The organism is Bianquea renquensis, from assembly GCF_014384895.1.
GTDB classification, from domain to species: Bacteria; Bacillota; Clostridia; order Lachnospirales; family Bianqueaceae; genus Bianquea; species Bianquea renquensis.
In genome coordinates, this window is record NZ_JACRSQ010000003.1 from 160,729 (window position 1) to 184,551 (window position 23,823).

General features: G+C 52.3%; 26 protein-coding genes. 1 reads left to right on the forward strand and 25 read right to left on the reverse strand.

Features of this window, described 5'->3' with window-relative positions:
* Positions 1–2: 2 nt before the first annotated feature.
* The 6 genes from H8730_RS03625 to H8730_RS03650 all read right to left on the reverse strand — a co-directional run bounded on the left by H8730_RS03625 (position 3) and on the right by H8730_RS03650 (position 5,952).
* Positions 3–386 (reverse strand): diol dehydratase small subunit, encoded by a 384-nt coding sequence (locus H8730_RS03625; RefSeq protein WP_177717304.1) that lies wholly within the window; start codon positions 384–386, stop codon positions 3–5.
* A 14-nt stretch (positions 387–400) separates the two neighbouring features.
* Entirely contained in the window at positions 401–1,054 is a 654-nt protein-coding gene (locus tag H8730_RS03630; protein ID WP_177717306.1) for a propanediol/glycerol family dehydratase medium subunit, read from the reverse strand.
* 9 nt (positions 1,055–1,063) lie between these two features.
* Positions 1,064–2,728, reverse strand: a complete 1,665-nt coding sequence (locus H8730_RS03635; RefSeq protein WP_177717309.1) for a propanediol/glycerol family dehydratase large subunit — start codon at positions 2,726–2,728, stop codon at positions 1,064–1,066.
* A gap of 42 nt (positions 2,729–2,770) precedes the next feature.
* The gene (locus tag H8730_RS03640) at positions 2,771–3,589 is read right to left on the reverse strand and encodes a class II aldolase/adducin family protein (protein ID WP_177717312.1); all 819 of its coding nucleotides are present in this window, start codon (positions 3,587–3,589) and stop codon (positions 2,771–2,773) included.
* A gap of 166 nt (positions 3,590–3,755) precedes the next feature.
* A complete protein-coding gene (locus H8730_RS03645; protein ID WP_177717315.1) occupies positions 3,756–4,520 on the reverse strand; it encodes a DeoR/GlpR family DNA-binding transcription regulator in 765 nt (254 codons plus the stop codon).
* A gap of 13 nt (positions 4,521–4,533) precedes the next feature.
* Complete coding sequence (locus tag H8730_RS03650) at positions 4,534–5,952, reverse strand: rhamnulokinase (protein WP_177717319.1); 1,419 nt, start codon at positions 5,950–5,952, stop codon at positions 4,534–4,536.
* Between the two features lie 365 nt (positions 5,953–6,317).
* On the opposite strand from H8730_RS03650, the gene H8730_RS03655 reads away from it, so the two are divergent.
* Positions 6,318–7,400 carry a hypothetical protein gene (locus H8730_RS03655; protein WP_177717322.1) on the forward strand — a complete coding sequence of 361 codons (1,083 nt, stop codon included), beginning with the start codon at positions 6,318–6,320 and terminating at the stop codon, positions 7,398–7,400.
* Positions 7,401–7,539: 139 nt separating this feature from the next.
* On the opposite strand, the gene H8730_RS03660 is transcribed toward H8730_RS03655, so the two are convergent.
* From H8730_RS03660 to H8730_RS03750, 19 genes are all read right to left on the reverse strand, one after another.
* A complete protein-coding gene (locus H8730_RS03660; RefSeq protein WP_177717325.1) occupies positions 7,540–7,791 on the reverse strand; it encodes an HPr family phosphocarrier protein in 252 nt (83 codons plus the stop codon).
* Positions 7,792–7,874: 83 nt separating this feature from the next.
* Positions 7,875–8,855 (reverse strand): DNA-binding protein WhiA, encoded by a 981-nt coding sequence (whiA, locus tag H8730_RS03665; protein ID WP_177717328.1) that lies wholly within the window; start codon positions 8,853–8,855, stop codon positions 7,875–7,877.
* A gap of 21 nt (positions 8,856–8,876) precedes the next feature.
* Positions 8,877–9,917, reverse strand: coding sequence for a gluconeogenesis factor YvcK family protein (locus tag H8730_RS03670; protein ID WP_249289388.1), 1,041 nt, complete (start codon positions 9,915–9,917; stop codon positions 8,877–8,879).
* A 49-nt stretch (positions 9,918–9,966) separates the two neighbouring features.
* On the reverse strand, positions 9,967–10,860 hold the full coding sequence (gene rapZ / locus H8730_RS03675) for an RNase adapter RapZ (protein ID WP_177717332.1): 894 nt from the start codon (positions 10,858–10,860) through the stop codon (positions 9,967–9,969).
* Between the two features lie 20 nt (positions 10,861–10,880).
* A complete protein-coding gene (gene murB / locus H8730_RS03680) occupies positions 10,881–11,813 on the reverse strand; it encodes a UDP-N-acetylmuramate dehydrogenase (protein WP_177717335.1) in 933 nt (310 codons plus the stop codon).
* Positions 11,814–11,934: 121 nt separating this feature from the next.
* Positions 11,935–12,885, reverse strand: coding sequence for an ROK family protein (locus H8730_RS03685; protein ID WP_177717339.1), 951 nt, complete (start codon positions 12,883–12,885; stop codon positions 11,935–11,937).
* Between the two features lie 66 nt (positions 12,886–12,951).
* Positions 12,952–13,911, reverse strand: a complete 960-nt coding sequence (gene hprK, locus H8730_RS03690) for an HPr(Ser) kinase/phosphatase (RefSeq protein WP_177717342.1) — start codon at positions 13,909–13,911, stop codon at positions 12,952–12,954.
* Positions 13,912–13,932: 21 nt separating this feature from the next.
* On the reverse strand, positions 13,933–14,865 hold the full coding sequence (locus tag H8730_RS03695; RefSeq protein ID WP_177717345.1) for a mechanosensitive ion channel family protein: 933 nt from the start codon (positions 14,863–14,865) through the stop codon (positions 13,933–13,935).
* Between the two features lie 21 nt (positions 14,866–14,886).
* Positions 14,887–15,306 (reverse strand): ATP synthase F1 subunit epsilon, encoded by a 420-nt coding sequence (atpC, locus tag H8730_RS03700; protein ID WP_177717349.1) that lies wholly within the window; start codon positions 15,304–15,306, stop codon positions 14,887–14,889.
* A 65-nt stretch (positions 15,307–15,371) separates the two neighbouring features.
* Complete coding sequence (gene atpD / locus H8730_RS03705) at positions 15,372–16,796, reverse strand: F0F1 ATP synthase subunit beta (protein ID WP_177717352.1); 1,425 nt, start codon at positions 16,794–16,796, stop codon at positions 15,372–15,374.
* Between the two features lie 42 nt (positions 16,797–16,838).
* The gene (atpG, locus tag H8730_RS03710) at positions 16,839–17,720 is read right to left on the reverse strand and encodes an ATP synthase F1 subunit gamma (protein WP_177717355.1); all 882 of its coding nucleotides are present in this window, start codon (positions 17,718–17,720) and stop codon (positions 16,839–16,841) included.
* Positions 17,721–19,238, reverse strand: a complete 1,518-nt coding sequence (gene atpA / locus H8730_RS03715) for a F0F1 ATP synthase subunit alpha (RefSeq protein ID WP_177717358.1) — start codon at positions 19,236–19,238, stop codon at positions 17,721–17,723. It lies immediately after the preceding gene.
* 7 nt (positions 19,239–19,245) lie between these two features.
* A complete protein-coding gene (gene atpH / locus H8730_RS03720; RefSeq protein WP_177717360.1) occupies positions 19,246–19,827 on the reverse strand; it encodes an ATP synthase F1 subunit delta in 582 nt (193 codons plus the stop codon).
* The gene (atpF, locus tag H8730_RS03725) at positions 19,815–20,354 is read right to left on the reverse strand and encodes a F0F1 ATP synthase subunit B (protein ID WP_177717362.1); all 540 of its coding nucleotides are present in this window, start codon (positions 20,352–20,354) and stop codon (positions 19,815–19,817) included. Before atpF ends, atpH begins: the two co-directional genes overlap by 13 nt.
* A 33-nt stretch (positions 20,355–20,387) precedes the next feature.
* Positions 20,388–20,681: an ATP synthase F0 subunit C gene (gene atpE / locus H8730_RS03730; protein ID WP_249289390.1), complete on the reverse strand. Its 294-nt coding sequence runs from the start codon at positions 20,679–20,681 to the stop codon at positions 20,388–20,390.
* A 34-nt stretch (positions 20,682–20,715) separates the two neighbouring features.
* Positions 20,716–21,474 carry a F0F1 ATP synthase subunit A gene (gene atpB, locus H8730_RS03735; protein WP_249289392.1) on the reverse strand — a complete coding sequence of 253 codons (759 nt, stop codon included), beginning with the start codon at positions 21,472–21,474 and terminating at the stop codon, positions 20,716–20,718.
* Positions 21,471–22,121: an ATP synthase subunit I gene (locus H8730_RS03740; RefSeq protein WP_177717364.1), complete on the reverse strand. Its 651-nt coding sequence runs from the start codon at positions 22,119–22,121 to the stop codon at positions 21,471–21,473. The genes atpB and H8730_RS03740 overlap by 4 nt, the downstream gene beginning before the upstream one ends.
* Positions 22,114–22,431: an AtpZ/AtpI family protein gene (locus H8730_RS03745; protein ID WP_177717366.1), complete on the reverse strand. Its 318-nt coding sequence runs from the start codon at positions 22,429–22,431 to the stop codon at positions 22,114–22,116. Before H8730_RS03745 ends, H8730_RS03740 begins: the two co-directional genes overlap by 8 nt.
* 44 nt (positions 22,432–22,475) lie before the next feature.
* Entirely contained in the window at positions 22,476–23,804 is a 1,329-nt protein-coding gene (locus H8730_RS03750; protein ID WP_177717368.1) for an alpha-amylase family glycosyl hydrolase, read from the reverse strand.
* Between the last annotated feature and the right edge of the window lie 19 nt (positions 23,805–23,823).

The following is a 23,823-nucleotide window of genomic DNA, read 5'->3' on the forward strand; positions in this document are numbered from 1 at the left end:
CTTCAGCAATTCGTGTCTCTCAGCACACCGCGCCGTTCATACACCGACGCCGCCTGCCGGATAAGCTTGGCGCACTCCACGGCTTGATACTCATTCTCCAATCGCGATGCATACTCCAATAATTCTTGCTTTGTGGACCGGTTGGGACGAAGCTTATCATAGATCTCCAATAACAGGGCATCCTCCATGTCCACCATCTCTCCGGCCCTTACAAAATTCTGTTCCATCTGCACACGGCCATGCTCCCTGGCCACTTTGCCCTGATAATGCAGCTGTTCCTTGCTAATCTTGATATCTTCCGGTGTGATATCACCGCTTAAAACCCTCTCCATGGTGATATCCTGTAGCGTCTTCCCTGTCTTTGACCGCACCACTCTGTCCGCCATCGCCCAACCTCCTTTCAATGGGTATCCATGAGCTCGATCTCCATGGTTGGTGCCCTTCTGTCCACCAGTTCTGTCTCGCGGGTGTGCATCAGCGCCGCTTTCACCTGGTACCTGGCGCGTATGTTGGGATCATTTTTCGTCGTGAGAGGCGTCACATTCAGCCCTTTAGCGTATCGGGCGGCATTCTTTCCAATGTCCCGGTACATGGATATGTCAATCAGAGGCGCCTGGGGATACAGCTCAATATTGGTCAGGGGGTATAAGTCACGCTGATGGATCAGAGCGGTCCCCTTGGACTGTAAGCCGATGGAAAAACCTGAGCCGCTCAATGCCGCACCGGCCTTGCCAATAAATGCTACATCCGAGGTTTTGTATACCTTCACGATGCGCGAGCGCATTCCCTCTTCCTCAATGCCCGCTTGGATTTCCTGGAGGACCTTCCGATGATCCAGTCCACCGATGGTCCGCCTGATCACCGTCCCATAGGCCGGCCCCAGCGCGATCACCACTTCCTTGACGTCGGTACCCCTTTTGGCTTCCCCGATCTCACGCAGAAATGGGTCTGTTCCCTCCGCCCGCTCTCCGGAATCTTGCGCTTGCTGCCTGCCCCGGAGTTCTTCCAAAACGATTCGGACGACCTGTTCAATGATTTCTTGTTCCAATGCCATCCCCCCTTCTCATAATTCATCCACTTCGATGATGTGGGGAATGTTTTTTATTTCTTCCCAGCGCTTTCCAGAAACCCGATATCCCGTACCGGGCCCCTTATAATCGTTGGGCTCTGTAATCGCTGATATAACTTCAAATTGATCGGTGAGTATAGCGGAGGTATGCATGTAATCGCCTGTGATGCGCTGCTTCAGCATGGACAGCACGCTGCTGGCTATGTCGGCAAACCCTGTATGGTACAACGCCTTCACCACGTCAAGTCCTGTGATTTGGCGTTTGAGCATATCCTGGCAGGATGCAATATCCGCCGCTCGGTCCCGCGGCAGGATCTCATCGCTTCCATTTGCGTAGGCCACCGCTTCAACCTCTTCCTCCGAAACCTCTGCTAAATCTAGATATCGCAATACCGCCGCTACAGCCCTGCCCGCCTTTCGCCGGACCTCAATGACATCCTCTTCCTTGACCGGCCGAAGGCCTCCATCCACCATCATATCCCGCTGGAGTATGTTGTAGATATCATAGTCAAGGGCGTCAAAATTCGATCCAGCAAACATATTGTCATAATTGGGCTCTCCTGCGTATCCCGAGAAGATAAAATCCGTCCCAGGCAAAAATTGCAGCATGGTTCTCGCCGTTCTTCGCATGTCGGAGTGGCTAAAGCTTTGATCATTGGAGGAAGCGACTTCCAGATCCAGCATGGCGGCCACTAGGTTTTCCCCCAACACTTCCCGGATTCCCGAGGGCACGGAGGCAGGTATGCCGATGCAGCTGACAGATCCATTTTGAAGTCCCTGAACGCCTGCGCCTTTTGTAATCATGATGCAGCGGACTTCCAGGTACAGCATGGACTTGCCCTCGGCGTTCCCCATCAAGACCTCTGATCCGGAGCCGGATGTAAACCGCATCTTCAACCCCCGGGATGCATAGGCGGATGCTAAAAATGCTTTGGAGTACGGCGTATCATCTCCATCGACAAATACGCTCTCTGTTCCATAGACGGAAATCGTCTCAGCATAGGTGGTCAGTCCCCGTATGCCGAGATCAAGCTCCACCGCTTCCTCTGCGGAACACTGGGTCAAGACTCCTGGCCGGCCAGCCTGCGATCCGATAAAAAGCGCCAGCGCGTTAAAGGGCGCATACCGCGCCACTGCCATGGTCGTCTCTTCCTCCGCAAAGCCGCGAAGCGCTCCCTCCGCAGCATCTGCCGCAATCTGAAGCGGATTGTCCTCTTTATTGGTGATATGGGCCTGATTAGCCGGGACTCGCCTCGCACGCATCTTCTGCATCGCCATCATCATTTCAACGACGTTCAGATGCCCGATCACTTCCGTGATTTTTGCCGCTGTCAAGCCGCTGACGATCTTGACAATAACGCTTCTATCCACATGGATGTCCACCAACATGCGGGCGATCTCCAAGGAGTCCATCGCCATCATGTCCTCTGTCCGAGTCACGTCGATGGCGTAATCCGCTATAAACTCATCGATGAAATCGAAGTCCTCCCGCCGCTTGCCATCCATCTCCACAATCCGGCCATCCTGTACCTTGACGGACGGGGCTGGATCATAGGGGCTATGCATGGCTACAAAGCCTTTTTCAGGCCATTCCCGGATGTACCCATCTTGATTCTCCGGTCGCTGGTCCAAAAGCTCAAAACGTTTGGAGCGTTTCATCTGTCCCTCCATTCTGCTGCTCGAAACAGCATCGACTGGATCTTACTTCTGATATTCTGCCAAAATCCGCTTCGTGATCTCCGCTACCAGGTCATCTGTAGGTGCCGTGGCGGAGGACTTTTCCCCGGAACCACAGCTGCAGCTGCCGCCGGCGCTGTGGCATCCCTTACAGGGGCCATTCAGGCTCGCGCAGAGCTCCGCCGGATGTTTTCCCGATAGCCCCATCTTTCTGCGGATCTCATACAATTTTTGAACTTGTTCATCGTTCAGCTCCTGGGGACCGCCCAACTGCTTTGAAATGTACATAAGCTTTGCATAGAATTCCAGAGATTCCATTTTAAAATATGCATTGAGGAGAGAGTCGCTGTAGCTGAGGGCGCCATGGTTTTCCAACAGAACCGCATCATAGTGCTGCAAATATTTCTCGACTGCGTCCGGGATTTCATCGGTGGACGGAGTCCCGTACTCTGCAATCGGCACGCATCCAAGGCTGATGACAGCTTCCGGCATAATCGGCTCGGTCAGCGGAATCCCCGCGATGGCAAAACTGGTGGCATAGGGGGGATGCGCGTGCACGACGGATTTTACATCCGGGCGCAGCTTATAGACGCGAAGATGCATTTTGATCTCTGATGAAGGTCTGTAGGGGCCGTTGGCGGACAATACTTTCCCTTCCCCGTCCACCTTGCAGATCATATCCAGTGTCATGAACCCTTTGGATACCCCGGTGGGGGTACACAAAAATTCGTTGTCCGAAATCTTGACGCTGATGTTTCCATCATTGGCAGCGACAAATCCATTCTGATAAATGCGGCGGCCAATATCGAGAATCTGTTTCTTAACTTCGTATTCTCCTGTCATCGTTAAACCTCCTAAAAAATTCGCAAGCACAGATTTTGTTTTTTGTTGGACTCAAATGTTCGTTTTCTTTGATTTATCTGTGTTTGTCTTTATTCTATCAAAAAACAAAGATAAAGTCAAGTTAATTCCAATTAAATCTTCGCGTCTGTCTGTTCTATGTGCAAACCTAGGCATAGATGACGCGAACGTTCTGTCTTTTCAGCTGCTCCTCCGATTCGGGAGGCAATTGGCGGTCTGTGACAAGGATGTCGATCTGCCTAGCTTCCATGGTTTTTGTAAAGGACTTTCGGTTAAATTTCGTATAATCGGCTGCCAATATCAAAAGCTCCGCGTTATCCCGCATTTTCTTCTTGATCTCCGCCTCCCCCTCATGGGGTTCAAAGGTTCCCAGCGCTGGGTCCATCCCCTTGCAGCTGATGATCGCTTTGTTGACAAAATAGTGATCCAGCATATCCGACGTCCGTTTGCCCACCAGGGACAAACTGGTGGGGCGCAAGGTTCCGCCAGCGACGATAACCTCGATATCCCCTCCATTTCCCGCAATCTCAACGGGGATCCGGATGGAATTTGTGATCAGTGTCACCCGGCTCTTCTCCTTCAGATGCCTTGCAACAAAGAGAGCCGTCGTGCTGGAGTCCAACATGATGGTGTCCCCATTCTCTATGAGCTCCGCCACCTTCTTGGCAATCCGGTTTTTCCCTTCCGGATTGCGGCCCTCTCGGATGTTGATGGAGAGATCTGCGCTGGTTCCCTTGTTCAGAACAGCCCCGCCGTACGTCCTGGTGATATGTCCTTCCGCCTCTAATTTTTCAAGATCGCGCCGGATTGTCTCCTCCGTAACCTTGAATTCAACGCTGAGCTCTGGAACTTTTACGCTCCCCTCCTGCTGAATCCGGTCCAGAATCTCTCCCCGCCGGTCAATAGCCAACATAATCCCATCCACCTCAATTAAACGTTTCAATGGGGAATGAACGTTTGATAATCTCGCGCCCTTCGGCGACGTCCTTCAACTGCCCCAACGCTTTCATCTGCATCAGAACATTTCCTAAAACCGCGGCTTCCACCGGACCGACTTTGACGGCCTTGCCCGTTGAGGCAGCTGTCATGGCACAGAGCAGGCGATCTTTGGTTCCTCCACCTACGATGTTGATGACATCGACGGTTTTCCCCGTAATCTCCTCTATGTCCACTACATTCTGCCGGTACTTTTCCGCCAGCCCATTGTAGACCGCCAGCGCGATCTCTCCAATGGTCTCCGGACGCCCCTGTCCCTGTTCCTCACAGTAATTCTGGACTTCCTTCACCATATTCATGGGCGCCATGAACCTCGCATCATCCGGATCAATGATAAAATGCCGGCGCTCCGCGCTCCGCGCTTCATTTTCAATGAGCATGTAGCTCACATCGGGCTGCTTCTCCTCCCATTTCTTTTTCAGATTCTGAATGATCCACAAGCCAGAAATATTTTTTAGGAAGCGGATTGTTCCCTCCACTCCGCCCTCGTTTGTAAAATTATATTGGAGGGATTTCTCGGTAATGATCGGTTCCCTGACTTCCATTCCCATCAACGACCATGTCCCGCTGCTGATAAACACACTGTTCTCTGATTCCAGCGGCGCAGCGCACACGGCGGAGGCGGTGTCATGACAGCCAACTGCGATCACAGGAACTTTTTTCATTCCGGTTTCTTCCACAATCTCATCCGTCAGTTCGCCCAACACAGTCCCTGGTTCGACAATTTCTGGCAAGATTTCCCGGGAAATGCCAATCTTCTCCAGCAAAGCATCCGACCAATTTCTTGTCCTGGCATCCAACATCTGCGAGGTCGAGGCGATACTGTACTCACATGCTTTGCGCCCAGTCAGGAAATAAGCGAACAAATCTGGCATAAAAAGGAATGTTTTCGCACAATCCAGTATGTAATGCCGATGCTGAACATCGTAGTATACTTGGTAGGCCGTGTTAAAATCCATCTTCTGAAGGCCCGCGATCTCATAGAACTCCTTAAATGGATGTACCACATCCATCTCATCCATCGCTTTGGCGTTCTTAGGATCTCGGTAACAGAATGGATTCGAGATCAGGCGTCCATCCTCATCCAGGTATCCATAATCCACACCCCACGTGTCAATTCCGATTCCCGCAATCTCCACATCCAAAGAAGCTGCCTTTTTCAACCCCATCTTCATCTCGTGAAACAATCTCGGAAAATCCCAGTAAAAATGCCCATTCATCCAAACCGGTTCATTCGGAAATCGATAGATCTCCTCCAAATCGATGGTATGGCCGTCATAGCAGCAGAGCATCAGCCGGCCTGATGAAGCTCCATAGTCAAATGCAAGATACGCTGTCTTCGTACTCATAGCCCGATTACCTCCAGCATTATGTTGTTTTTCTTTGTTTCTTGTTGATTTAGTATACCATGAAATCCATGGACTGTAAAGAGTTTCACCGAAACTCCCAGAAAACAACTGGATGTTGCACGGGGAATGTTTATATGGTACAATAATCGCGTAAGCGATTATACGCGCCGGCCGCGCGGTGAGCGAAGCGAACAGTCCGCTGCGCGGACGTGTGCAACCTCGCGGAGCTATATCATGGCCGGAGTCATGGCCGGAGTCATGGCCAGAGGCCATGGTATACTAATCTCATTTCACAGGGCGAAGCCCCTGACCGAACCAAAAAGAAAATGCGTTCACACTACACTGAATCGAAAGAAGGTTATGTCATGCCAGACTCAACATCTCTCCCCGCCGAACTGCGGCACCTCCCGCTAACGATTTTTAGCGGCAACTGGAAAACGCCCCATGTACAGGGAATTGCCGTGGACACGAAGCGAGAATTCATCTATTTTTCTTTTACCACCATGCTATTAAAAACGGATTTACAGGGAACTCCTGTCGGTTCCGTCACCGGCTTGACCGGCCATCTGGGATGCCTGGATTTTTGTGATGCAGATGGAAGAGTCTACGGTTCCCTGGAGTATAAAGCCTCCCAGGCATTCTATATTGCCATCTTTGACGTTTCCAAAATCACAGAGATGGATATGGATGCAGAGCGGGACGGAATTATGACGACCGTATACCTCCAGGATGTGGTGGACGATTTTACTGCGGACATGGACGGAAACGATGTCTTTGACGGCGATATTGCACAGACACCGGACCACCGCTACGGATGCAGCGGCATCGATGGCGTTGCCTTCGGGCCTCGTTTTGGCGCTCCCAAGGATAGCCCTCACGATCTGCACGTGGCCTATGGAATTTATGGCAACACAGAGCGGCAGGATAACGACTATCAGATCATCCTGCGCTACGACACGGCCAACTGGCGTGAGTATGAGCGCCCCCTCAATCAGGCTGCGCCACACCACTCTGGCCCTGCGGCCCCCGAAGAGCGCTATTTCCTCTTCACCGGCAATACCACCTATGGGGTCCAAAATTTAGAGTATGATGGCTACACTGGCAATTGGATGGTATCCGTCTATCGGGGAACTAAAAAATCCTTTCCCAACTACCCTCTCTATATCATTGACGGCTCCAAAGCCCCTGTTCTAGGCGAGATTAAGGGACAGCCTGCGCCGGAGTCAGGTCTATTGCTGACCTTGCTTCAGGATGGGCTGTACGATGCGGCCTCCGGAATTTACGGCTGGGAATTTAAGCAAGGGCAGACTGGTTTCTTCTCCTTTGACAATGGATATTTTTATATCTGCCATAGCGAATCGGCGCCCGACGGAGCGCAAAATGGAACCATTCATCTATATCAGTGGACCGGCGAATCTCCAAATCCATTCCGGCTTGTGGAAGCATGAGTTGCCTGGGCATGAAACTGTGCTTTGCAGCTAAAATGGAATAAAAGCCAGGACGCAGTGTGAAAGCCCTCTGTCAAGTAGACAGTTCGATTCACACTGCGTCCTGGCTTCTTTATGCTCCTATAGGAAAGTCCGCCTCCTATTCGCCTAGCAGGCTGACCAGCTCCGCGATGGCCTCCTCTTCATCGTCGCCCTCTGCCGTCACGGAGACTTCCTCCCCCTCCACCATGCCAAGGGACATCATTCCCATAATGCTCTTCGCATTAACCTTTTTATTGTCCAGCATAATGTATATCCGGCTGTTGAATTTGCTCGCCACCTGTACAAACAGCGCCGCCGGACGGGATTCCAATCCGTCCGATAATTTGACTTTGATTGTCTTTTCAATCATGTTCCAAACCTCCTCAAGTTTTCTTCATATCGATTGTCCTGTTTGGTGTCTCGTGTTTCCTTTTTATTAGCAGGAAACGGATCTCAACCTTCTGAACCGCGTCGAAGTTCGTCCGCAATCTGCGATATTTTGCGTAGCCGATGGTTTACCCCTGACTTCCCCACTGGCGGGTCCAACATCATTCCGAGTTCTTTTAAACTGGCATCCTCGTTCTCCAAGCGCAATATGGCGATCTCCTCCAGCCCTTTTGGCAAATACCCGAGTCCTTTTCGCGTGATGACATAGCGAATATCCTCCAGCTGCCGCATGGCAGCCTCCACGGTCTTTCCCAAGTTGGCCGTCTCACAGTTGACCTGCCTGTTCACATTATTCCGCATTTCCTTCACTATGCGAATATTCTCAAGATCCATCAGCGCCACGTGGGCCTCCATGACATTGAGCAAGTCCACAATCTGTGTCCCGTCTTTTAAATATAGGACATACACGCTCTTCTGGCTTTGCCGCTGCCGCTCGATGATCCTAGAATCCAATTCAAAAAACCGCATCATCTCCTGCAATGCTTTTGCATGCTCTATTGTCTCATTGATAAACTCAATGTGATATGTCTTCTCTGGATTGGTGATGGAACCGCCTCCCAAAAAGGCTCCCCGGATATAGGCTCGCTTACAGCAGGAGTTCGCCGTGAGCAGCGGGCTTGCCTTCCGCTCAAAGGTCCACCCCTCCGGCGTCCTGTGGAGAAGCTTTAACCCCTTGAGAACGGTATAAACCTGCGCCGGCACCCGAATGCTTCCCGTATAGGCGATGAAACGTCCCGCCTTTCCATCCTGCTGAAACCCTCGTCCGTGTCGGAAGGAAACCTCCATCTCTATATTAAATGTTTTTTCTAATAATGTAAAGACTTTTTTTAGAGTTGCCTCATTTTCTCCTTGAAATTGAATCTCCGATGGCGCAAGGCTGACTCTGGCACAAGTATTCATAAGGGCGGCGAGCTCTGCCAACATGCAGTGCCTGGCCGTGCCCATATGCTCCGCCAGCTCTGTTTTGACCTGACTGGAAAATGACATCTAGATCCCTTCCCTGATACGCTAATTCAGATACAAATCGTTGACGGACAGGGCTCCCGTGGTCTCCAAAACCGGGTTTCCCTCGCCCTCCTCATCCCCCTCGACAACCCTCTTAATAACCATCCCCAGTTTGTCGCTGTCATGCCGGATCAAATGCTTTTCCCGGTTCAGCTTAACCAGATTCGCCGCTGTGATGCGAAGCCCATGTCCTAGATTCTCATAATCATTGACAATCGGGTATGCGTCCTCTTCCTTGTAGAGCTGCACCACATAGGGGGGGACCTTCTGCTTATTGGTGATGACATGGTCAATCACACCGGCGCCCAAATATTGTTCCAGCGCCTCAATATGGCCGGACAGCGAGAAATGATCCGTCTCTCCAGGTTGTGTCATGATATTGCTGATATAGATCGTCTTCGCCGCCGCCTCGCGTATCGCCCGGGCGATCCCGTCCACCAGCAGATTGGGTATGATACTGGTAAATAAGCTTCCCGGGCCGAGAAGGATCGCGTCCGCTTCCTGAATAGCCGCCAGCGCTTCCTCTGAGGGCGCAGGCATCTCCGGCATCAGATAGACCTGCTTAATCTTCTTCTGCAAAACCTTATTGATGCTGACAATCTCCGTCTCCCCACAGATGACGGTCCCGTCCTCCAACATAGCGCATAGTTGCACGTCCTCCGCTGTGACGGGCAGCACCTTGCCCGTAATCGCCAAGACCTCGCTCATATTCTTAACGGCTTCCTCAAAGCTCCCCGTCACGTCGTTCATCGCGGCGAGAAATAAATTGCCAAAGCTCTGTCCCGCCAGATATCCCTTTTTAAACCTGTACTGCAATAATTTTTCCATAATCGGCTCTGTGTTGGAAAGCGCCAATATACAGTTGCGGATGTCCCCAGGCGGCAGCATATTCATCTCCTGCCTGAGCACGCCTGAACCGCCGCCATTGTCCGCCACTGTCACAATGGCCGTGATATGATGCGTGTGCCTTTTCAATCCTCGCAACATGGTGGAAAGTCCCGTACCACCCCCGATTGCTACAATCTTCGCCTCTTCGATTCTCATAACTGCACCTCTTTGCCCACATTCACTCCCCCTGCCTGTCCTCTCCAACTCAAACTGTCGGCCTTCCATCCTTCTCCAGATCCCGGTGATACAAAAAAACACGATGGCCCTTCTGTTTTAACGTCTGGCTAAGCATATTGGCCATGGTGACAGAACGGTGCTTACCCCCTGTGCAGCCTATGCTGATGACCAGCTGATTTTTCCCCTCTTTTATATAGTGGGGGATCAAAAATATAACCAATTGGGTCACTCTGTCCAAAAATTCTTTCGACACATCCCATTTCATCACATACTCCTGGATGGCCCGGTCATTGCCAGTCAATTCCCGCATTTCTGGTATATAAAAGGGATTGGGGATAAACCGCACATCGTACACCATGTCTGAATCCATGGGAATTCCATGCTTAAAGCCGAAGGACACAATGTGGATCATCAGGCTTTTAAATTCCTGCCCCTCCACAAACGTCTTGCGGATCTCCTCCTTTAACTGCCAAGTATTAATGCTTGTGGTGTCCAGAACATAGTTTGCCCGTTTTTTCAGCTCCTGCAACATCTGTCTCTCAAGGGCAAGGGCCTGTTCTGTTCGCGTGATCGCCTGCGGTTCATCGGTGTCATCCAACAGGGGATGCCGCCGCCGCGTCTCCTTGAACCGTTTGATCAGAACGGCATCCGCCGCCTCCATAAACAAAATCTGAACCTCAAATCCAGAATTTTTCATCTCCTGCAATGTCTGAAACAGCTGCGCGAAGAATCGCCGGCCCCGGATATCGATCCCGAAGGCGACCTTCTCCACCTCCGTATTGCTGGAACTGCACAGCTCAGCAAACTTAGGAATCAATTCCGGCGGCATATTATCAATGCAGAAAAAACCTGTATCCTCCAGCACGTTTAAAACCGTACTCTTTCCTGCGCCGGACATGCCGGTGACGACTAAAAACATCAAGGGTCCAAACACCTCCTGCGCTAATTTAGCTTCTTCAACCGCGATGTATCAAGGTATCGCAGCTCGGGGACGAGGTCGACACCAAACTGATCTCTTACTTTCTCCTGGATCGCCCGGATCAATGCCACCACGTCCGCTGATGTGGCGTGCCCGACGTTCACGATAAATCCGGCGTGCTTGTTGGAAACCATGGCGTCGCCAACGCGACAGCCCTTTAGGCCCGCCTCTGTGATCAAATGCCCGGCAAAATGTCCAGGCGGCCGTTTAAACACACTTCCCGCGCTGGGCTGTTCTAAGGGCTGCTTACTCCTCCTCTGCTCATTGAGCAGCTGGATCCTCTCTTGAATCTCCTGCCTTTGGCCGCTCTCCATCCGCAAAAGCGCCCTGACAACCACCCACGGCTTGCTCTGAAAAAGACTGGTCCGATATCCCAACTCCAGCTCGTCCGCTGACAAGCTCCTGCAAGTCCCATTCTCATCCATGGCCGTCACTTCCATCAGGAGGTCCTTCATCTCGCCGCCATAGGCGCCAGCATTCATGTAGATGGCGCCGCCGAGAGTCCCGGGAATCCCGGAGGCAAATTCAAAACCTGCCAGTTCCCTCTCCAGCAGCAGCCTGGATAGCTTGGACAACAGAATGCCACTCTGTGCCATGACCATATTTTCTTCGAACTCAACGTTTTGAAAGTCAGAGCCGATTCGAATGACGACACCGCGAAATCCTGCGTCGCTCACCAGCACATTGCTGCCTCTACCCAAGACGAATATGGGCACGTTCTCCTGATGACAGAGGGCTAAGCACTGGCTCAGCTGCTCCTCATTGGCAGGCGTCACCATAAAGTCCGCCGGTCCTCCTATCTGAAAGGTCGTATACTGACTTAATAAAACATCCCTAAGAATGCGTTCTTCCGGAAAAATCTCCCGCAGCCGCGCCGCCAGGTCTCGATGATTCATTTGCGTCCCCTCGTTTATAAGTTCTTACCATATTATATACTATTATATTGTGAAAAACAACCACAAAAGCTGGAAAATTCTCTATCCCCAGAATCCCCAGCTTTTTCCAGTCACGTCTCGATTATTCAATTCCAAGCATTGCTGCACCGATGACGCCGGCATCGTTGCCCAGTGTGGCCGCCCGAAGCTGCGTCTTATCCGCCTGTCCCCCGAAGACCTCCTGCTGCACCTTCTCCCGCAATGGCTCCATGAGCTTTTCCCCTTGAGCGCTGACACCGCCTCCTACAATGAGGACCTCCGGTTGAAATACGTTGATTGTATTGACAATCCCGGCGGCAAGATACTTGATATACACATCGATAACCCCCTGTGCCACCTCATCCCCTGCCTGTGCCGCGTCAAACACTGTTTTCGCTTCCATCTCTGCGAGCCCCTCGCCGGCAAGGGAGCCGAGCTGCGAATCTGGATGCGCAAGAGCTGCCTCCTTGCCCATTCGAATCAGCGCCGTCGCAGAGCTATAGGCTTCCCAACAGCCCTTTCGCCCACAGGTACACGGCTCACCGTCCACGACAATCACCTGATGCCCTAACTCCGCGCCTCCGTAGAAAGCTCCTGAAAATATTTTGCCATCGATGATAACGCCGCCTCCCAGACCTGTCCCCAGGGTAAGGGCCACACAATTCCGGCACCCCTCGCCAGCGCCAAACATGCTCTCCCCCAGAGCCGCCACGTTGGCATCGTTGTCCACATAAACCGGCATCTCTAAAATCTCTTCCATGATGCTGCGCATGGGAACATTTCGGAAGTCTGCAAAATTCGCGGCAAAGATCACTTCGCCCTTCTCTGGGTCTATGGCGCCCGGTGAGCCGACCCCCACCGACGCCACCTCCTCCGGCGTCAAGCCTTCCTCCGTCATAAGGTCCAAGATCAGATTCGCCATGTCAGTCACAACCTCCCGATGACTCCGCTCCGCGCCAGCCGGAATGCTTTTCTTTCTGAGAATCTCTCCCTTGTCCGTTACCAGGGCGCCTTTAATGGATGTTCCGCCCAGATCAATCCCTGCATAAATCATTTTCCATACCCTCCAGTGATCGTTAAACTGTAACCGCACCCGATTTCGCCTCCCACGGCGAATCTCCTACATAAGTCCCTCTCGCTTTCTCTCCTGACGCCGGCGATTGATATTCCGAATCACACGGTTGTTTAATTCCTCTGCCGCATTGTACCCCATCTTCTTTTGACGGTGGTTGATGGCCGCCGTCTCCGCGATGATGGCCAAATTCCGTCCAGGGCGTATGGGAATGGAATAGCAAATCACCTTGTTTCCCAGGATGGTCATGGTCTCCTGTTGAAGCCCCAGCCTGTCATACTGTTTATTGGGATCCCATACCTCCAATTTAATCACCATGTCAATGTTTTGGGAAGATTTAATGGATTCCACGCCAAAGAGCTCCTTGACGTCCAAAATTCCAATTCCCCGAAGCTCAATAAAATATTGAATGACCTCAGGCCCAGAACCGACAAGCTCGGAATCCGATATCTTTTTGATCTCCACCACATCGTCCGCCACCAGGCGATGCCCCCGCTTGATCAATTCCAAGGCCGTTTCACTTTTCCCAATACCGCTCTCCCCTATGATCAGGACGCCTTCCCCAAAGATATCCACTAAAACCCCGTGGAGCGAAATCCGTGGAGCCAGCTCTGCGTTCAAATACCGCATGACTTCCGCCATAAAGGAGGTCGTGCTCATATCGGTGCTAAAAACCGGCACCCCATTTTCCACCGCGCTTTCCAGCAAGCCATCCTCCTCAAAATACGCCAGTCCACGACAGATAACCAGGGCTGGAATATTGGTCGAAAATAATTTTTTAAACACCTGGCGCCTCTGCTCTGGGTTCAGCGTCAGCATATAGGAGTACTCGACCTGGCCGATGATCTGCAGCCGGTCCGAATCAAAATACTCGTAAAAGCCTGTCAGCTGAAGGGCTGGACGGTTGACCTCGGCGTGGCTGACTCGCTTCCCATCCAGTTCAACCTCCGGCGTCAGATTCTTCAAATCAAATCGGTCCACCAGCTGCGATAACTCAACGGAATACATGGTCCTCTTCCTTTCTTCCGATTATTGTGCCTTTATATGGACATCCAACTGTGGATACGGGATCTCAATGTTCTCCCGGTCAAATGCCTTTTTGACCTTCTCTTTTATATCGTACGAAGCAGTCAGGAAGTCCTTAGACAAGACCCAGGCCCAAGCCATAAGCTCCACGCTGGAATCTCCGTATGCCTTGACGCCCACAAAGATGTCCTTATCTTGTAGAACAAAATCCTCCTGCTTCAGCACCTCCGTAATAACAGACCGAACATGGTCGAGATCCGCGCTGTAGGAGATGGTAAAAACAAGATCCACCCGTCTCTCAGGAAATGCAGAATAATTCATGACGCAGGAGCTGGACATGTTCCCGTTGGGTATGATAATTCTTTTGTTGTCAGGGGTCCGAAGAGAGGTGTTAAAGATTCCGATCTCTTCCACCGTCCCCTCCTGGTTCACCGTACTGACCTGAATGTAATCCCCCACCTTAAACGGCTTTACAAATAAAATCATGATACCCCCGGCAAAATTTGAAAGCCCTCCCTGCATGGCAAGCCCCACAGCCACCCCCGCGGCGCCTAGCAGCGCCACCAGTGAGGAGACGGGCAGCCCCAGCATGGAAATCACGATGATGGCCAGGAGAATCCGCAGGGTATAGGTGATAAGGGGAAGAAGGAAACGCTGTAACGTCAAATCCATATTGCGTTTCTGAAACCCCTTATCCACTGCCTTCGTAACGATACGGATCAGCTTCAATCCTACAAAGAACACCACAAGGGCCAACAACAGCCCCAAGGCGAAATCCAAAAATTTGGTCACAACGGTATTCTGGATGTTCAAAAGCTGAGATAAACTTTTGGAAACGCCATCTGACACCATATTTGTGGCTTCCTTGATCTCTTCACTGTAGACTTCCAGATCGCCGGACTCCTCAGCTGCGGTCAAAAGTCTTTCTATCTTCATCCTAACCCACGTCTCCAATTCTTATACGCCTTTATACGTATGCACATGTAAGCGGGTCAGCGCCCTCTGCATTGCGAGCTGGGCGCGTTTGATATCCAGCCCGTCCCCACTGTTGTCCAGACGCTTCTGTGCGCGCTCTTTCGCCCGCTCCGCCCGCTCCACATCGATTTCCTCAGGCCACTCCGCCGCCTCCGTCAGCAGCGTCACTTGATCCGGCAGGATCTCCACAAACCCTTCATGCACGGCAACCACAGCCGTCTTATTCTTATCCTCTGTCAGGATATGAAACGACGATGAGGAGATCAGCGTCGTCAGCGGGATATGCCCGGGCAACACCCCGAGTTCGCCTTCCACTCCCTGAAAGATGACCATATCCGCCATTCCCTCATAAAATACCCGTTCGGGCGTGAGAATCCGTAATCGAAACTGTTTGTCCGCCATCCTTACCTCCACGATCCGCCTTCGCGGCATAAATTGAGCAAAGATTGGGCCTCAGCACAAGACATTTATCCCTCTTGTTGTCTGTCCGCCGCTTTCTTCACCACGTCATCGATGGTTCCCGCCATCAGGAATGCACTCTCCGGCACTTCGTCGTACTTGCCATCCAAAATTTCCCGGAAGCCTCGAATCGTTTCTGTTAGCGGTACGTACGCTCCCTGTAAGCCTGTAAAGTTTTCCGCCACATGGAAAGGCTGAGACAAAAACCGCTGAACCTTTCGCGCGCGGTTCACCGTAATCTTATCCGCCTCGGACAGCTCATCCATACCCAAAATCGCGATGATATCCTGCAACTCATTGTATCGCTGCAAAATCGCCTGAACATTCCGGGCCACGGTATAATGTTCCTCGCCGATCACGCGGGGATCCAGAATCCTGGAGGATGACGCCAGTGGGTCCACCGCCGGGTAAATACCCAGTTCCGATATGGAACGGGAGAGAACCGTCGTGGCGTCCAGATGGGCAAAGGTCGTGGCCGGCGCTGGGTCCGTCAGGTCATCAGCCGGAACATACACGGCCTGGACCGATGTGATAGATCCCTTCTGCGTAGACGTGATCCGTTCCTGCAGCGAGCCGATCTCATTGGCCAGCGTGGGCTGATACCCCACCGCTGACGGCATACGGCCCAGCAGCGCTGAAACTTCCGATCCCGCCTGGATAAATCGAAAGATATTGTCGATGAACAGAAGGACATCCTGTCCACTCTCATCCCGGAAATATTCCGCCATGGTCAGACCTGTCAAACCAACCCTCATTCTGGCTCCAGGTGGCTCGTTCATCTGACCGAAGACGAGCGTCGTCTTATCAATGACGCCGGACTCCGTCATCTCATGGTACAGGTCATTGCCCTCCCGGGTCCGCTCGCCCACACCGGTAAATACCGAAAAACCGCCGTGCTCCGTGGCAATATTGCGGATGAGTTCCATGATCAGCACGGTCTTGCCTACGCCGGCGCCTCCAAAAAGGCCAATCTTACCGCCTTTCGAGTAGGGGCACAGCAGATCCACCACTTTGATTCCCGTCTCCAGTATTTCAAGGTCCGTGGACTGCTCCACAAAGGCTGGCGGTTTTCGGTGAATGGACCATTTCGGCGTATCCGCCGGGACCTCCTCGCCGTCGATGGGATCACCGGTGACATTGAAGAGCCGTCCCAGGGTATTGACGCCTACAGGGACCGTGATGGGGCCGCCGGTATCGTATGCGTCCATTCCCCGCGTCAGCCCGTCGGTGGACCCCATGGAAATGCACCGGACAACATCATCCCCCGGATGCTGGGCAACCTCCACCACAAGAGTCTCTCCATTTTCTCTCGGAATTTCAATGGCGTTATTTAAAGCAGGCAGATCGTCTGAACTAAATTTAATATCCAGTACAGCCCCGATAACCTGCTGAATGATGCCATGCTTTTTTTCTCTAGCTTCTGAATCGGCCATCTTAACCTCCGTTCTGGCGCTTCAGCGCCGTTTGATTGGTTTTTAGCCTTCCAACGCGGAAGCGCCATTGACGATCTCCGTTATCTCCTGCGTAATGTGGCCCTGCCGGGCTCGATTATACTGCAGTGTGAGTTTATCGCAGATATCCTGTGCGTTTTCCGTTGCAGAATCCATCGCCGTCATCCTGGCGCCCTGCTCGCTGGCGGACGACTCCACCAAAACTCCATACAGTATGCCGCCCATATACCGCGGTATGATATTGGCCAAAACCGCTTCCGGTCCAGGCTCAAAATTCATGAGAACATGGGGCATGGTTCCATGCTTGCTCTCCTGCTCATCCTCTCCGCCCATGAAATCTTCCCTTTGCAGCGGAAATAATTTCATGAGCGTTGCCGTCTGACTCAGGGTATTCTGAAAGGACGTATAGGCAACATAGATCTCCTTGACGGTTCCGCTTCTATACAGGTCCATCACCGCGTCCTGAATCTGTCTCACGCCGGAGTACTCCGGCACCTCCGCCGGCGTCTCAAAATGCTGGCCCAACGTAAATCCCCGCCTGGAAAAATACTCGCGTCCCCGCCGTCCCACGGTCAAGATCAGCGCATCCTCCTTGGAACCCATAGACCTCTCCAGGAGCTTACACACATTGGCGTTGTATCCGCCCGCCAGCCCGCGGTCCGACGTGATCACCAGATAGGCACTTTTTCCCGACTGGAGCATAGGGCCATTCAAAACGTCGTCCCCTGTCAGAGCCAGAATGGAACACATTGTCTGGTAAACCGCCTGAAAATATGGCGTATTGGACTGGGCAATGGCTCTGATCTTTTGCAGTTTTGCAGTTGATACCAGCTTCATGGCTCTTGTGATCTGCTGCGTTCCCTTAATACTTCGAATCCGAAGCTGGATTTCCCGCGTCGTTGCCATCTATTCCACCACCCCGGTAAAATCCTGCTTAAAACGCTTGATCGCTTCCTTCAGCCGGGTCTCCATCTCCGGAGTCAAAACCTGATCCTGATCAATGGAGGCAGGAACTTCTGGGTGATGCTCTTCCATATACTGCAGGAAGGCATCCTCAAATTCCAGGATTCGTTCAAGGGGAATATCCATCAGATACCGGTTGGTCACCACATACAGAATGAGAACCTGATGTGCTACCGGCATGGGCTTGTACTGCGGCTGCTTGAGAATCTCCACGATTCGCTTTCCGTGCTCCAGCCTGGCCAGCGTATCCTTATCCAATTCTGAACCAAACTGGGAAAAGGATTCCAACTCCCGATACTGGGCCAATTCCACCCGCAGAGGGCCTGCTGTCTTTTTCATCGCCTTGATCTGGGCAGCCCCGCCGACGCGGGAAACCGACAGCCCTGGATTGATGGCCGGACGGACGCCCTGATTGAACAGCTGTGTTTCCAGATAGATCTGTCCATCGGTAATGGAAATCACGTTGGTGGGAATATAGGCGGAAACATCGCCGGCTTGGGTCTCGATGATCGGCAGAGCCGTCAAGGAACCACCACCCAATTCATCCGACAGCTTGGATGCCCGCTCCAGCAGTCGAGAGTGCAGATAAAATACATCCCCAGGATACGCTTCACGGCCCGGTGGACGGCGAAGAAGCAGGGACATGGCGCGGTATGCCACCGCGTGCTTCGACAGATCATCGTACACGATGAGTACGTCCTTGCCGTTCTCCATCCACTCCTCTCCCATGGCGCAGCCAGCGTAGGGTGCGATATACTGCAAGGGCGCCAGTTCGCTGGCCGTGGCGGAAACCACCGTCGTATAATCCATGGCCCCATGTTCATCCAGGTTCTTCACCAGCTGCGCGACGGTAGAAGCCTTCTGCCCGATGGCCACATAGATGCACAGTACATCCTTGCCCCGCTGGTTGATGATCGTGTCCACGGCGATCGCTGTCTTTCCCGTCTGCCGGTCTCCAATGATCAATTCCCGCTGTCCTCTTCCGATGGGCACCATGGAGTCAATGGCCTTTAGCCCCGTCTGCAGTGGCGTGTCCACCGATTTTCTTTCCAATACTCCGTGGGCGACCCGCTCCACAGGCCGTGTCCGATCTGTCCGAATCGGTCCCTTCCCGTCGATGGGCTGCCCTAGCGCGTTGACTACACGGCCAATCATGGCGTCACCCACGGGGACTTCCGCCACGCGGCCCGTGCGCTTCACCGTGTCCCCCTCTTTAATATGGCTATCATCGCCTAAGAGCACGGCTCCCACATTGTCTTCCTCTAAATTTAAAACCATTCCCATAACGGATCCGGGAAATTCCAAAAGTTCACCGGCCATGGCATGTTCCAGCCCATAAATGCGGGCAATTCCATCACCGACCTCCAGAATCGTACCGACCTCATCCATGGAAACGGCGTTCTCGTACCCTTCGATCTCCTGCCGAATGATGGCGCTGATCTCTTCCGGTCGCAAACTCATACGTTGATTACACCGCCTTCTCTTCACCGCGAAGCTGCAAGTCCATAAGCTCACGAGTAAGCCTATCGAGCCTCGTGCGGATAGAATTGTCAAATACTGTATCCCCAACCCGAATGACCAACCCGCCGATCAAGGCGCCGTCAACCTCCACGCTGAGAGATACCTTTTTATGAAGCGATTGGCAAAGGGCCTCCTGAATTCTTTGCTCCTCGTCCTCCGAGAGCGCCGCCGCTGTACGGACATGCGCCTGCACTTCCCTGCGGAACTCCATCACCAGCCGGCCATACTCCTCCAAGACTGGCATTAAAGCGCTGATCCGCCCTTTTCGAATCAAGATGGCCAGCAGTCCCCGCATTCCCACGGAGAGGCTGGCCTCCCTCTGATCTCTGGGGCCGAAGATGGTCTCGATGCTCTCCACCTTTGCCTCAGCCGTGATCTCAGGGAGCTCCAGATACCTTGCAAACCCGGGATTTTGCTGAAATACATCCCGCAGATACGCCGCATCCACCTGTATTTCATCTATCACACCGTGGGAGGAGGCATACTCGAACAGCGCCTTGCCATATCGCTTTGCAACTAATTCTGCCAATTTGCATCCTCCATTTCCGCAATGGCGTCCTCTACCAACTGTTTTTGATCGGAATCGCTGATGCTTTCGCGGACAAATTTCTCCGCAATGGCTGCCGCCAGGCTGACCGTCTCCCTCTTTAAAAGATCCCTTGCCTTATCCTGCTCCAGCGCCACTTCCCGCGAAGCCCGCTCCCGGATCCTCGCAGCCTCCTGCCTGGCATCCTCTAAGATGGCCCGTTCTTTTTCCTGCGCTGTCTTATATGCGTCTTGTATAATCTGATCCCTCTCCGTCATGGCGGCGGCTAGCTTTTGATCATACTCAGCCTTAAGCTCCTGCGCCTGCTGCTGCTTCTGCTGCGCGTCGTCAATGGAGGACTGAACCATCTCCTTGCGCTTGTCAAGAATCTTCTGCACCGGTTTGAACAGAAGCTTCCCCAGAATAAAAAACAGCACCAAAACCAAAAGCGCGTGAAAGACCAACTGTAGCGGCATGCTTGAAAAATCAATGACATAGCTCTCTTCTGAAAGGAGCATCATATGGAACATAGAGATATCCTCCCTGTGACCTACAAAGAGGCCTTATTGTCCAATAATCCGCAGATACCGGCTGATAAGCGGGTTTGCGAAGATCAACATGATGGCGATAAACAGACCGTAGATACCCGTGGTCTCCGCAACGGCACAGCCCATCAACATCGTTCTCACAATGTCGGACTGCGCTCCTGGCTGGCGTCCAACGGCCTCTGCTCCCTTGCCAGCTGCAAATCCCTGTCCAATACCAGGCCCAATACCAGCGATCATGGCCAAACCGGCACCGATGGCCGAACATGCTAAGATTAACGCGCTTCCCTGTTCCATACTATAATTTGACATTGCAATATCCTCCTTTAGGTTTGTCTTTTGATCCTTATTCCATCGCGCCGCTCACATAGATCATACTGAGCATGACGAAGATGAAGCTCTGTAAAACTCCGGCAAACACATCGAAATAGAAGTGCAGGGCCGGTGATATAATATAGGCCAGCATGGGAAGCATCCCATAGTAGAGCGCCATAATTATGGTTCCCGCCAGGACGTTCCCCATAAGCCGGAAACTCAGCGAGATGGGATTGGCAACCTCCCCGATAAGGTTGATGGGCGTCAAAAGAGTGACCGGCTCAGTAAAGCCCTTCAGCCACCCCTTCAACCCCTTGGCCTTCAGCCCGAAGCCCTGTGTCATAAAGAACGTAATTAAAGCTAGGCTCAATGTAACCGCTAGATCCGCTGTTGGCGGGCGCATAAATTCGATCCAGACCTTCGATTCCGCCGGGCTGATCCGAAACCAGACGAACAGGCCGGATAAGTTGCACAGCAGAATGTAGAGAAACATACTTCCGTAGAAAGCAGAAAATTTATGTCCCACGGGCCCCATGGTTCCCACGGCAAAATTGTCCAACGCACTGACCGCATACTCCAAAAGATTTTGTATCCCCTTCGGTTTTGCCATAGGGTCAACTCTGCGGAGCTTTCGATTGAGGATCACCGCTGCGATGATGAGAAAGGCGGCAATCCAGCAGGCATACCACAGAGAGTCTGTAAATCGAAACTCCAGGCCGAAGATCCGCATCGTCTTTATGACATGAATATTAAAATCCACCTCTTCCGAAGACAATAGCAAGTAATTCATCGTGATCTCACCTCCTCATCCTCCTGGGGCTTATCTTTCTCCGCTCCAGACAGTATCTCTTGATACTCTTCATCAAAAAAAGAAAGTTGTTGTCCCTCATCCTGGCGCTGGTCCTGTGCGCTTGCCTCAACCGGCAAAGGCGTCCTGTCCAGCTTCTTGCGCTTTTTCTCTCTCTTGCGCGCCTTTAAATTGTACGTCTGCCAGCGATCCCACTGTTCAACGGTTTCATCCTCTTCATCCACCCACTCGTTAAACTCCACGCTTCCATCCCTCGGCGTTCGCTTATCCAACAGCGTTTGCGCATAGGTCGCCACCTTCAGGGAAAGCATGGCCAGCGCCGTGGCAAGGACATCGATGGACGGTTCCAGCGCCGCCACAATCAGTACGGCTGCACTCATAAGATATCGGATGAAATATTGGGCTGACATATATCCCGACGCCCTTCCCGACGGTTTGCTCACCGCCTTTTTCACCGCGATCTCCATCATCTTAAGGCGGAGGATTGTAAAGAGGCCGCCAAAAAGCACCCCTTTCCCCCATGCCAACGGATCCGCAAAGATGCAACCCACGCCAAACAGGAGCAAACAGAAGGCCGCGATTTTCCAGCTGAGCTGTAAAAAAAGTGATGGTGTTTTTGTGTCATTCATTGTGACCTGAGTCCTTTCCGGTCTCCTTCTTCGGCCCCCCATCCGACACTCGACGCTTCGATGATGAGGCCGCCTGCTTCATGGCCCAAACGTATAGATTTCGAAATGCCGCCGCAACTCCCACCACTGCACCAACAATGATCCAAAGCGGCTGCGTTTGAAACCGCTGGTCCAGCCATGCGCCTCCCAGCATTCCAATCAGAATCGGAATCAGCATGACAAGGCCCAGATGTCCGATCTGTGATAATCCCTTCAGCACCCGATGATCCAGCTCGAATCCCTCCCGACAGTCTCCATGATTCCGAGTCAAATGCCATATCTTTTATTAAACCATAAAAGGAGTCGTTTGACAAGCTATTGCTCATCATTTTTATCAAAAATCTTCCAGTACCGTATGCTGTAAGGCGCTAGCTCACTGCCTCCGCCGAAGTCATGTACCGCATCGGTCAAAATATCCACCGCCCTTCCCGCCCTCGCGTCAAAATGGGCCTGGTAGGCTGTCGGCGCAGCGTTGACGGCGACTATGATTCGTTCTCGGTCGAACTCGCGCTGAAAGATCAGCTGCTCATTGGTCAGAAGCAACTTGGTGAAATCCCCGTAGCACAAGGCCCGACTGCCCCGGTGCGCTTTGGCATAGGCGCCAATGCGCTCCGTGAGATCCGTTTCAAGTGCCTCCTCAAAAGATGGCCGAAGCGCTGCGTCGGAGTGGCCTTGCTTCTCCCCTACCGCTCCCCACTCACTGCCATAATACACGCAAGGGATTCCCGGCATGGAGAAAAGAAGCCCATAAATCAGCGGAAGATGCTCTTTTTGCCTTAATATGGACGCAATCCTCGACACATCATGATTGTCCACAAAATTGAAAAGATGCTTTCCTTTATATAGTGTCCAATTCTCAGGGCCGAACTGTCGAAGCAATGAATGTGCAATCTCAAACAGATTCATACTGTTAAAGCTGGAATATAGGCCTTTATAGCACTCATAGTTGGTTACACTGTGGAGCATCTCATCATTGACCAGCTGATTATAGTCCCCGTGCAGCATCTCCCCGACGAGAAAGAAGTCCCCTTTTTGCTCATCACAAAACTTCCGAAGCCGCTTGATAAAGTCTCGATCCAGACTGTATGCCACGTCCAGCCGAAGGCCGTCAATGTGGAATTCCTGAATCCACCGCCCCACTGCCTCCAGGATGTGATGGATGACCGCCTCATTGCGCAGGTTCAACTTAACCAGCTCAAAATGGCCTTCCCAGCCCTCATACCAGAGTCCATCATTGTATCCGTTGTTGCCATGAAAATCGATACAAAACCAGTCTCTATACGCGGACTTCTCTCGGTTGCGCAGGACATCCTGAAATGCCCAAAATCCACGGCCCACATGGTTGAACACACCGTCCAGCACAATCCGAATGCCGCTCTCGTGAAGCTTCTGACAAACGACTGCAAAATCTTCATTGGTCCCCAGCCTGACATCAAGCCGGCCATAATCCCTTGTATCGTACCCATGGGAATCCGATTCCCATACCGGCGAAAAATAAATGGCGTTGGCCCCTAGCCGCTGGATATGAGGAATCCAATCCAGCACCTTGAGAATCCTTGGCGAGAGAGTCGAATCGTTTACAGGCGGTGCGCCGCAAAATCCCAGGGGATAGATCTGATAAAAAACACTTTCAAAAGCCCACAATCTTGATGCCCTCCATTTC

What these genes read in the sequence shown, in the direction of transcription:
- H8730_RS03650 (WP_177717319.1), bottom strand. Translation starts at nt 5,952, where the DNA reads ATGAGTACGAAGACAGCGTATCTTGCATTTGACTATGGAGCTTCATCA.
- H8730_RS03640 (WP_177717312.1), bottom strand. Translation starts at nt 3,589, where the DNA reads ATGACAGGAGAATACGAAGTTAAGAAACAGATTCTCGATATTGGCCGC.
- H8730_RS03645 (WP_177717315.1), bottom strand. Translation starts at nt 4,520, where the DNA reads ATGTTGGCTATTGACCGGCGGGGAGAGATTCTGGACCGGATTCAGCAG.
- H8730_RS03630 (WP_177717306.1), bottom strand. Translation starts at nt 1,054, where the DNA reads ATGGCATTGGAACAAGAAATCATTGAACAGGTCGTCCGAATCGTTTTG.
- H8730_RS03670 (WP_249289388.1), bottom strand. Translation starts at nt 9,917, where the DNA reads ATGAGAATCGAAGAGGCGAAGATTGTAGCAATCGGGGGTGGTACGGGA.
- atpF (WP_177717362.1), bottom strand. Translation starts at nt 20,354, where the DNA reads ATGTTCCATATGATGCTCCTTTCAGAAGAGAGCTATGTCATTGATTTT.
- H8730_RS03685 (WP_177717339.1), bottom strand. Translation starts at nt 12,885, where the DNA reads ATGATTTATGCAGGGATTGATCTGGGCGGAACATCCATTAAAGGCGCC.
- H8730_RS03695 (WP_177717345.1), bottom strand. Translation starts at nt 14,865, where the DNA reads ATGAAGATAGAAAGACTTTTGACCGCAGCTGAGGAGTCCGGCGATCTG.
- atpG (WP_177717355.1), bottom strand. Translation starts at nt 17,720, where the DNA reads ATGGCAACGACGCGGGAAATCCAGCTTCGGATTCGAAGTATTAAGGGA.
- atpB (WP_249289392.1), bottom strand. Translation starts at nt 21,474, where the DNA reads ATGAATTACTTGCTATTGTCTTCGGAAGAGGTGGATTTTAATATTCAT.
- H8730_RS03635 (WP_177717309.1), bottom strand. Translation starts at nt 2,728, where the DNA reads ATGAAACGCTCCAAACGTTTTGAGCTTTTGGACCAGCGACCGGAGAAT.
- atpD (WP_177717352.1), bottom strand. Translation starts at nt 16,796, where the DNA reads ATGGCCGATTCAGAAGCTAGAGAAAAAAAGCATGGCATCATTCAGCAG.
- murB (WP_177717335.1), bottom strand. Translation starts at nt 11,813, where the DNA reads ATGAATCATCGAGACCTGGCGGCGCGGCTGCGGGAGATTTTTCCGGAA.
- H8730_RS03625 (WP_177717304.1), bottom strand. Translation starts at nt 386, where the DNA reads ATGGCGGACAGAGTGGTGCGGTCAAAGACAGGGAAGACGCTACAGGAT.
- H8730_RS03740 (WP_177717364.1), bottom strand. Translation starts at nt 22,121, where the DNA reads ATGAATGACACAAAAACACCATCACTTTTTTTACAGCTCAGCTGGAAA.
- atpC (WP_177717349.1), bottom strand. Translation starts at nt 15,306, where the DNA reads ATGGCGGACAAACAGTTTCGATTACGGATTCTCACGCCCGAACGGGTA.
- atpA (WP_177717358.1), bottom strand. Translation starts at nt 19,238, where the DNA reads ATGAGTTTGCGACCGGAAGAGATCAGCGCCATCATTCGGCAGGAGATC.
- atpE (WP_249289390.1), bottom strand. Translation starts at nt 20,681, where the DNA reads ATGTCAAATTATAGTATGGAACAGGGAAGCGCGTTAATCTTAGCATGT.
- H8730_RS03655 (WP_177717322.1), top strand. Translation starts at nt 6,318, where the DNA reads ATGCCAGACTCAACATCTCTCCCCGCCGAACTGCGGCACCTCCCGCTA.
- hprK (WP_177717342.1), bottom strand. Translation starts at nt 13,911, where the DNA reads ATGTATTCCGTTGAGTTATCGCAGCTGGTGGACCGATTTGATTTGAAG.
- H8730_RS03660 (WP_177717325.1), bottom strand. Translation starts at nt 7,791, where the DNA reads ATGATTGAAAAGACAATCAAAGTCAAATTATCGGACGGATTGGAATCC.
- whiA (WP_177717328.1), bottom strand. Translation starts at nt 8,855, where the DNA reads ATGTCATTTTCCAGTCAGGTCAAAACAGAGCTGGCGGAGCATATGGGC.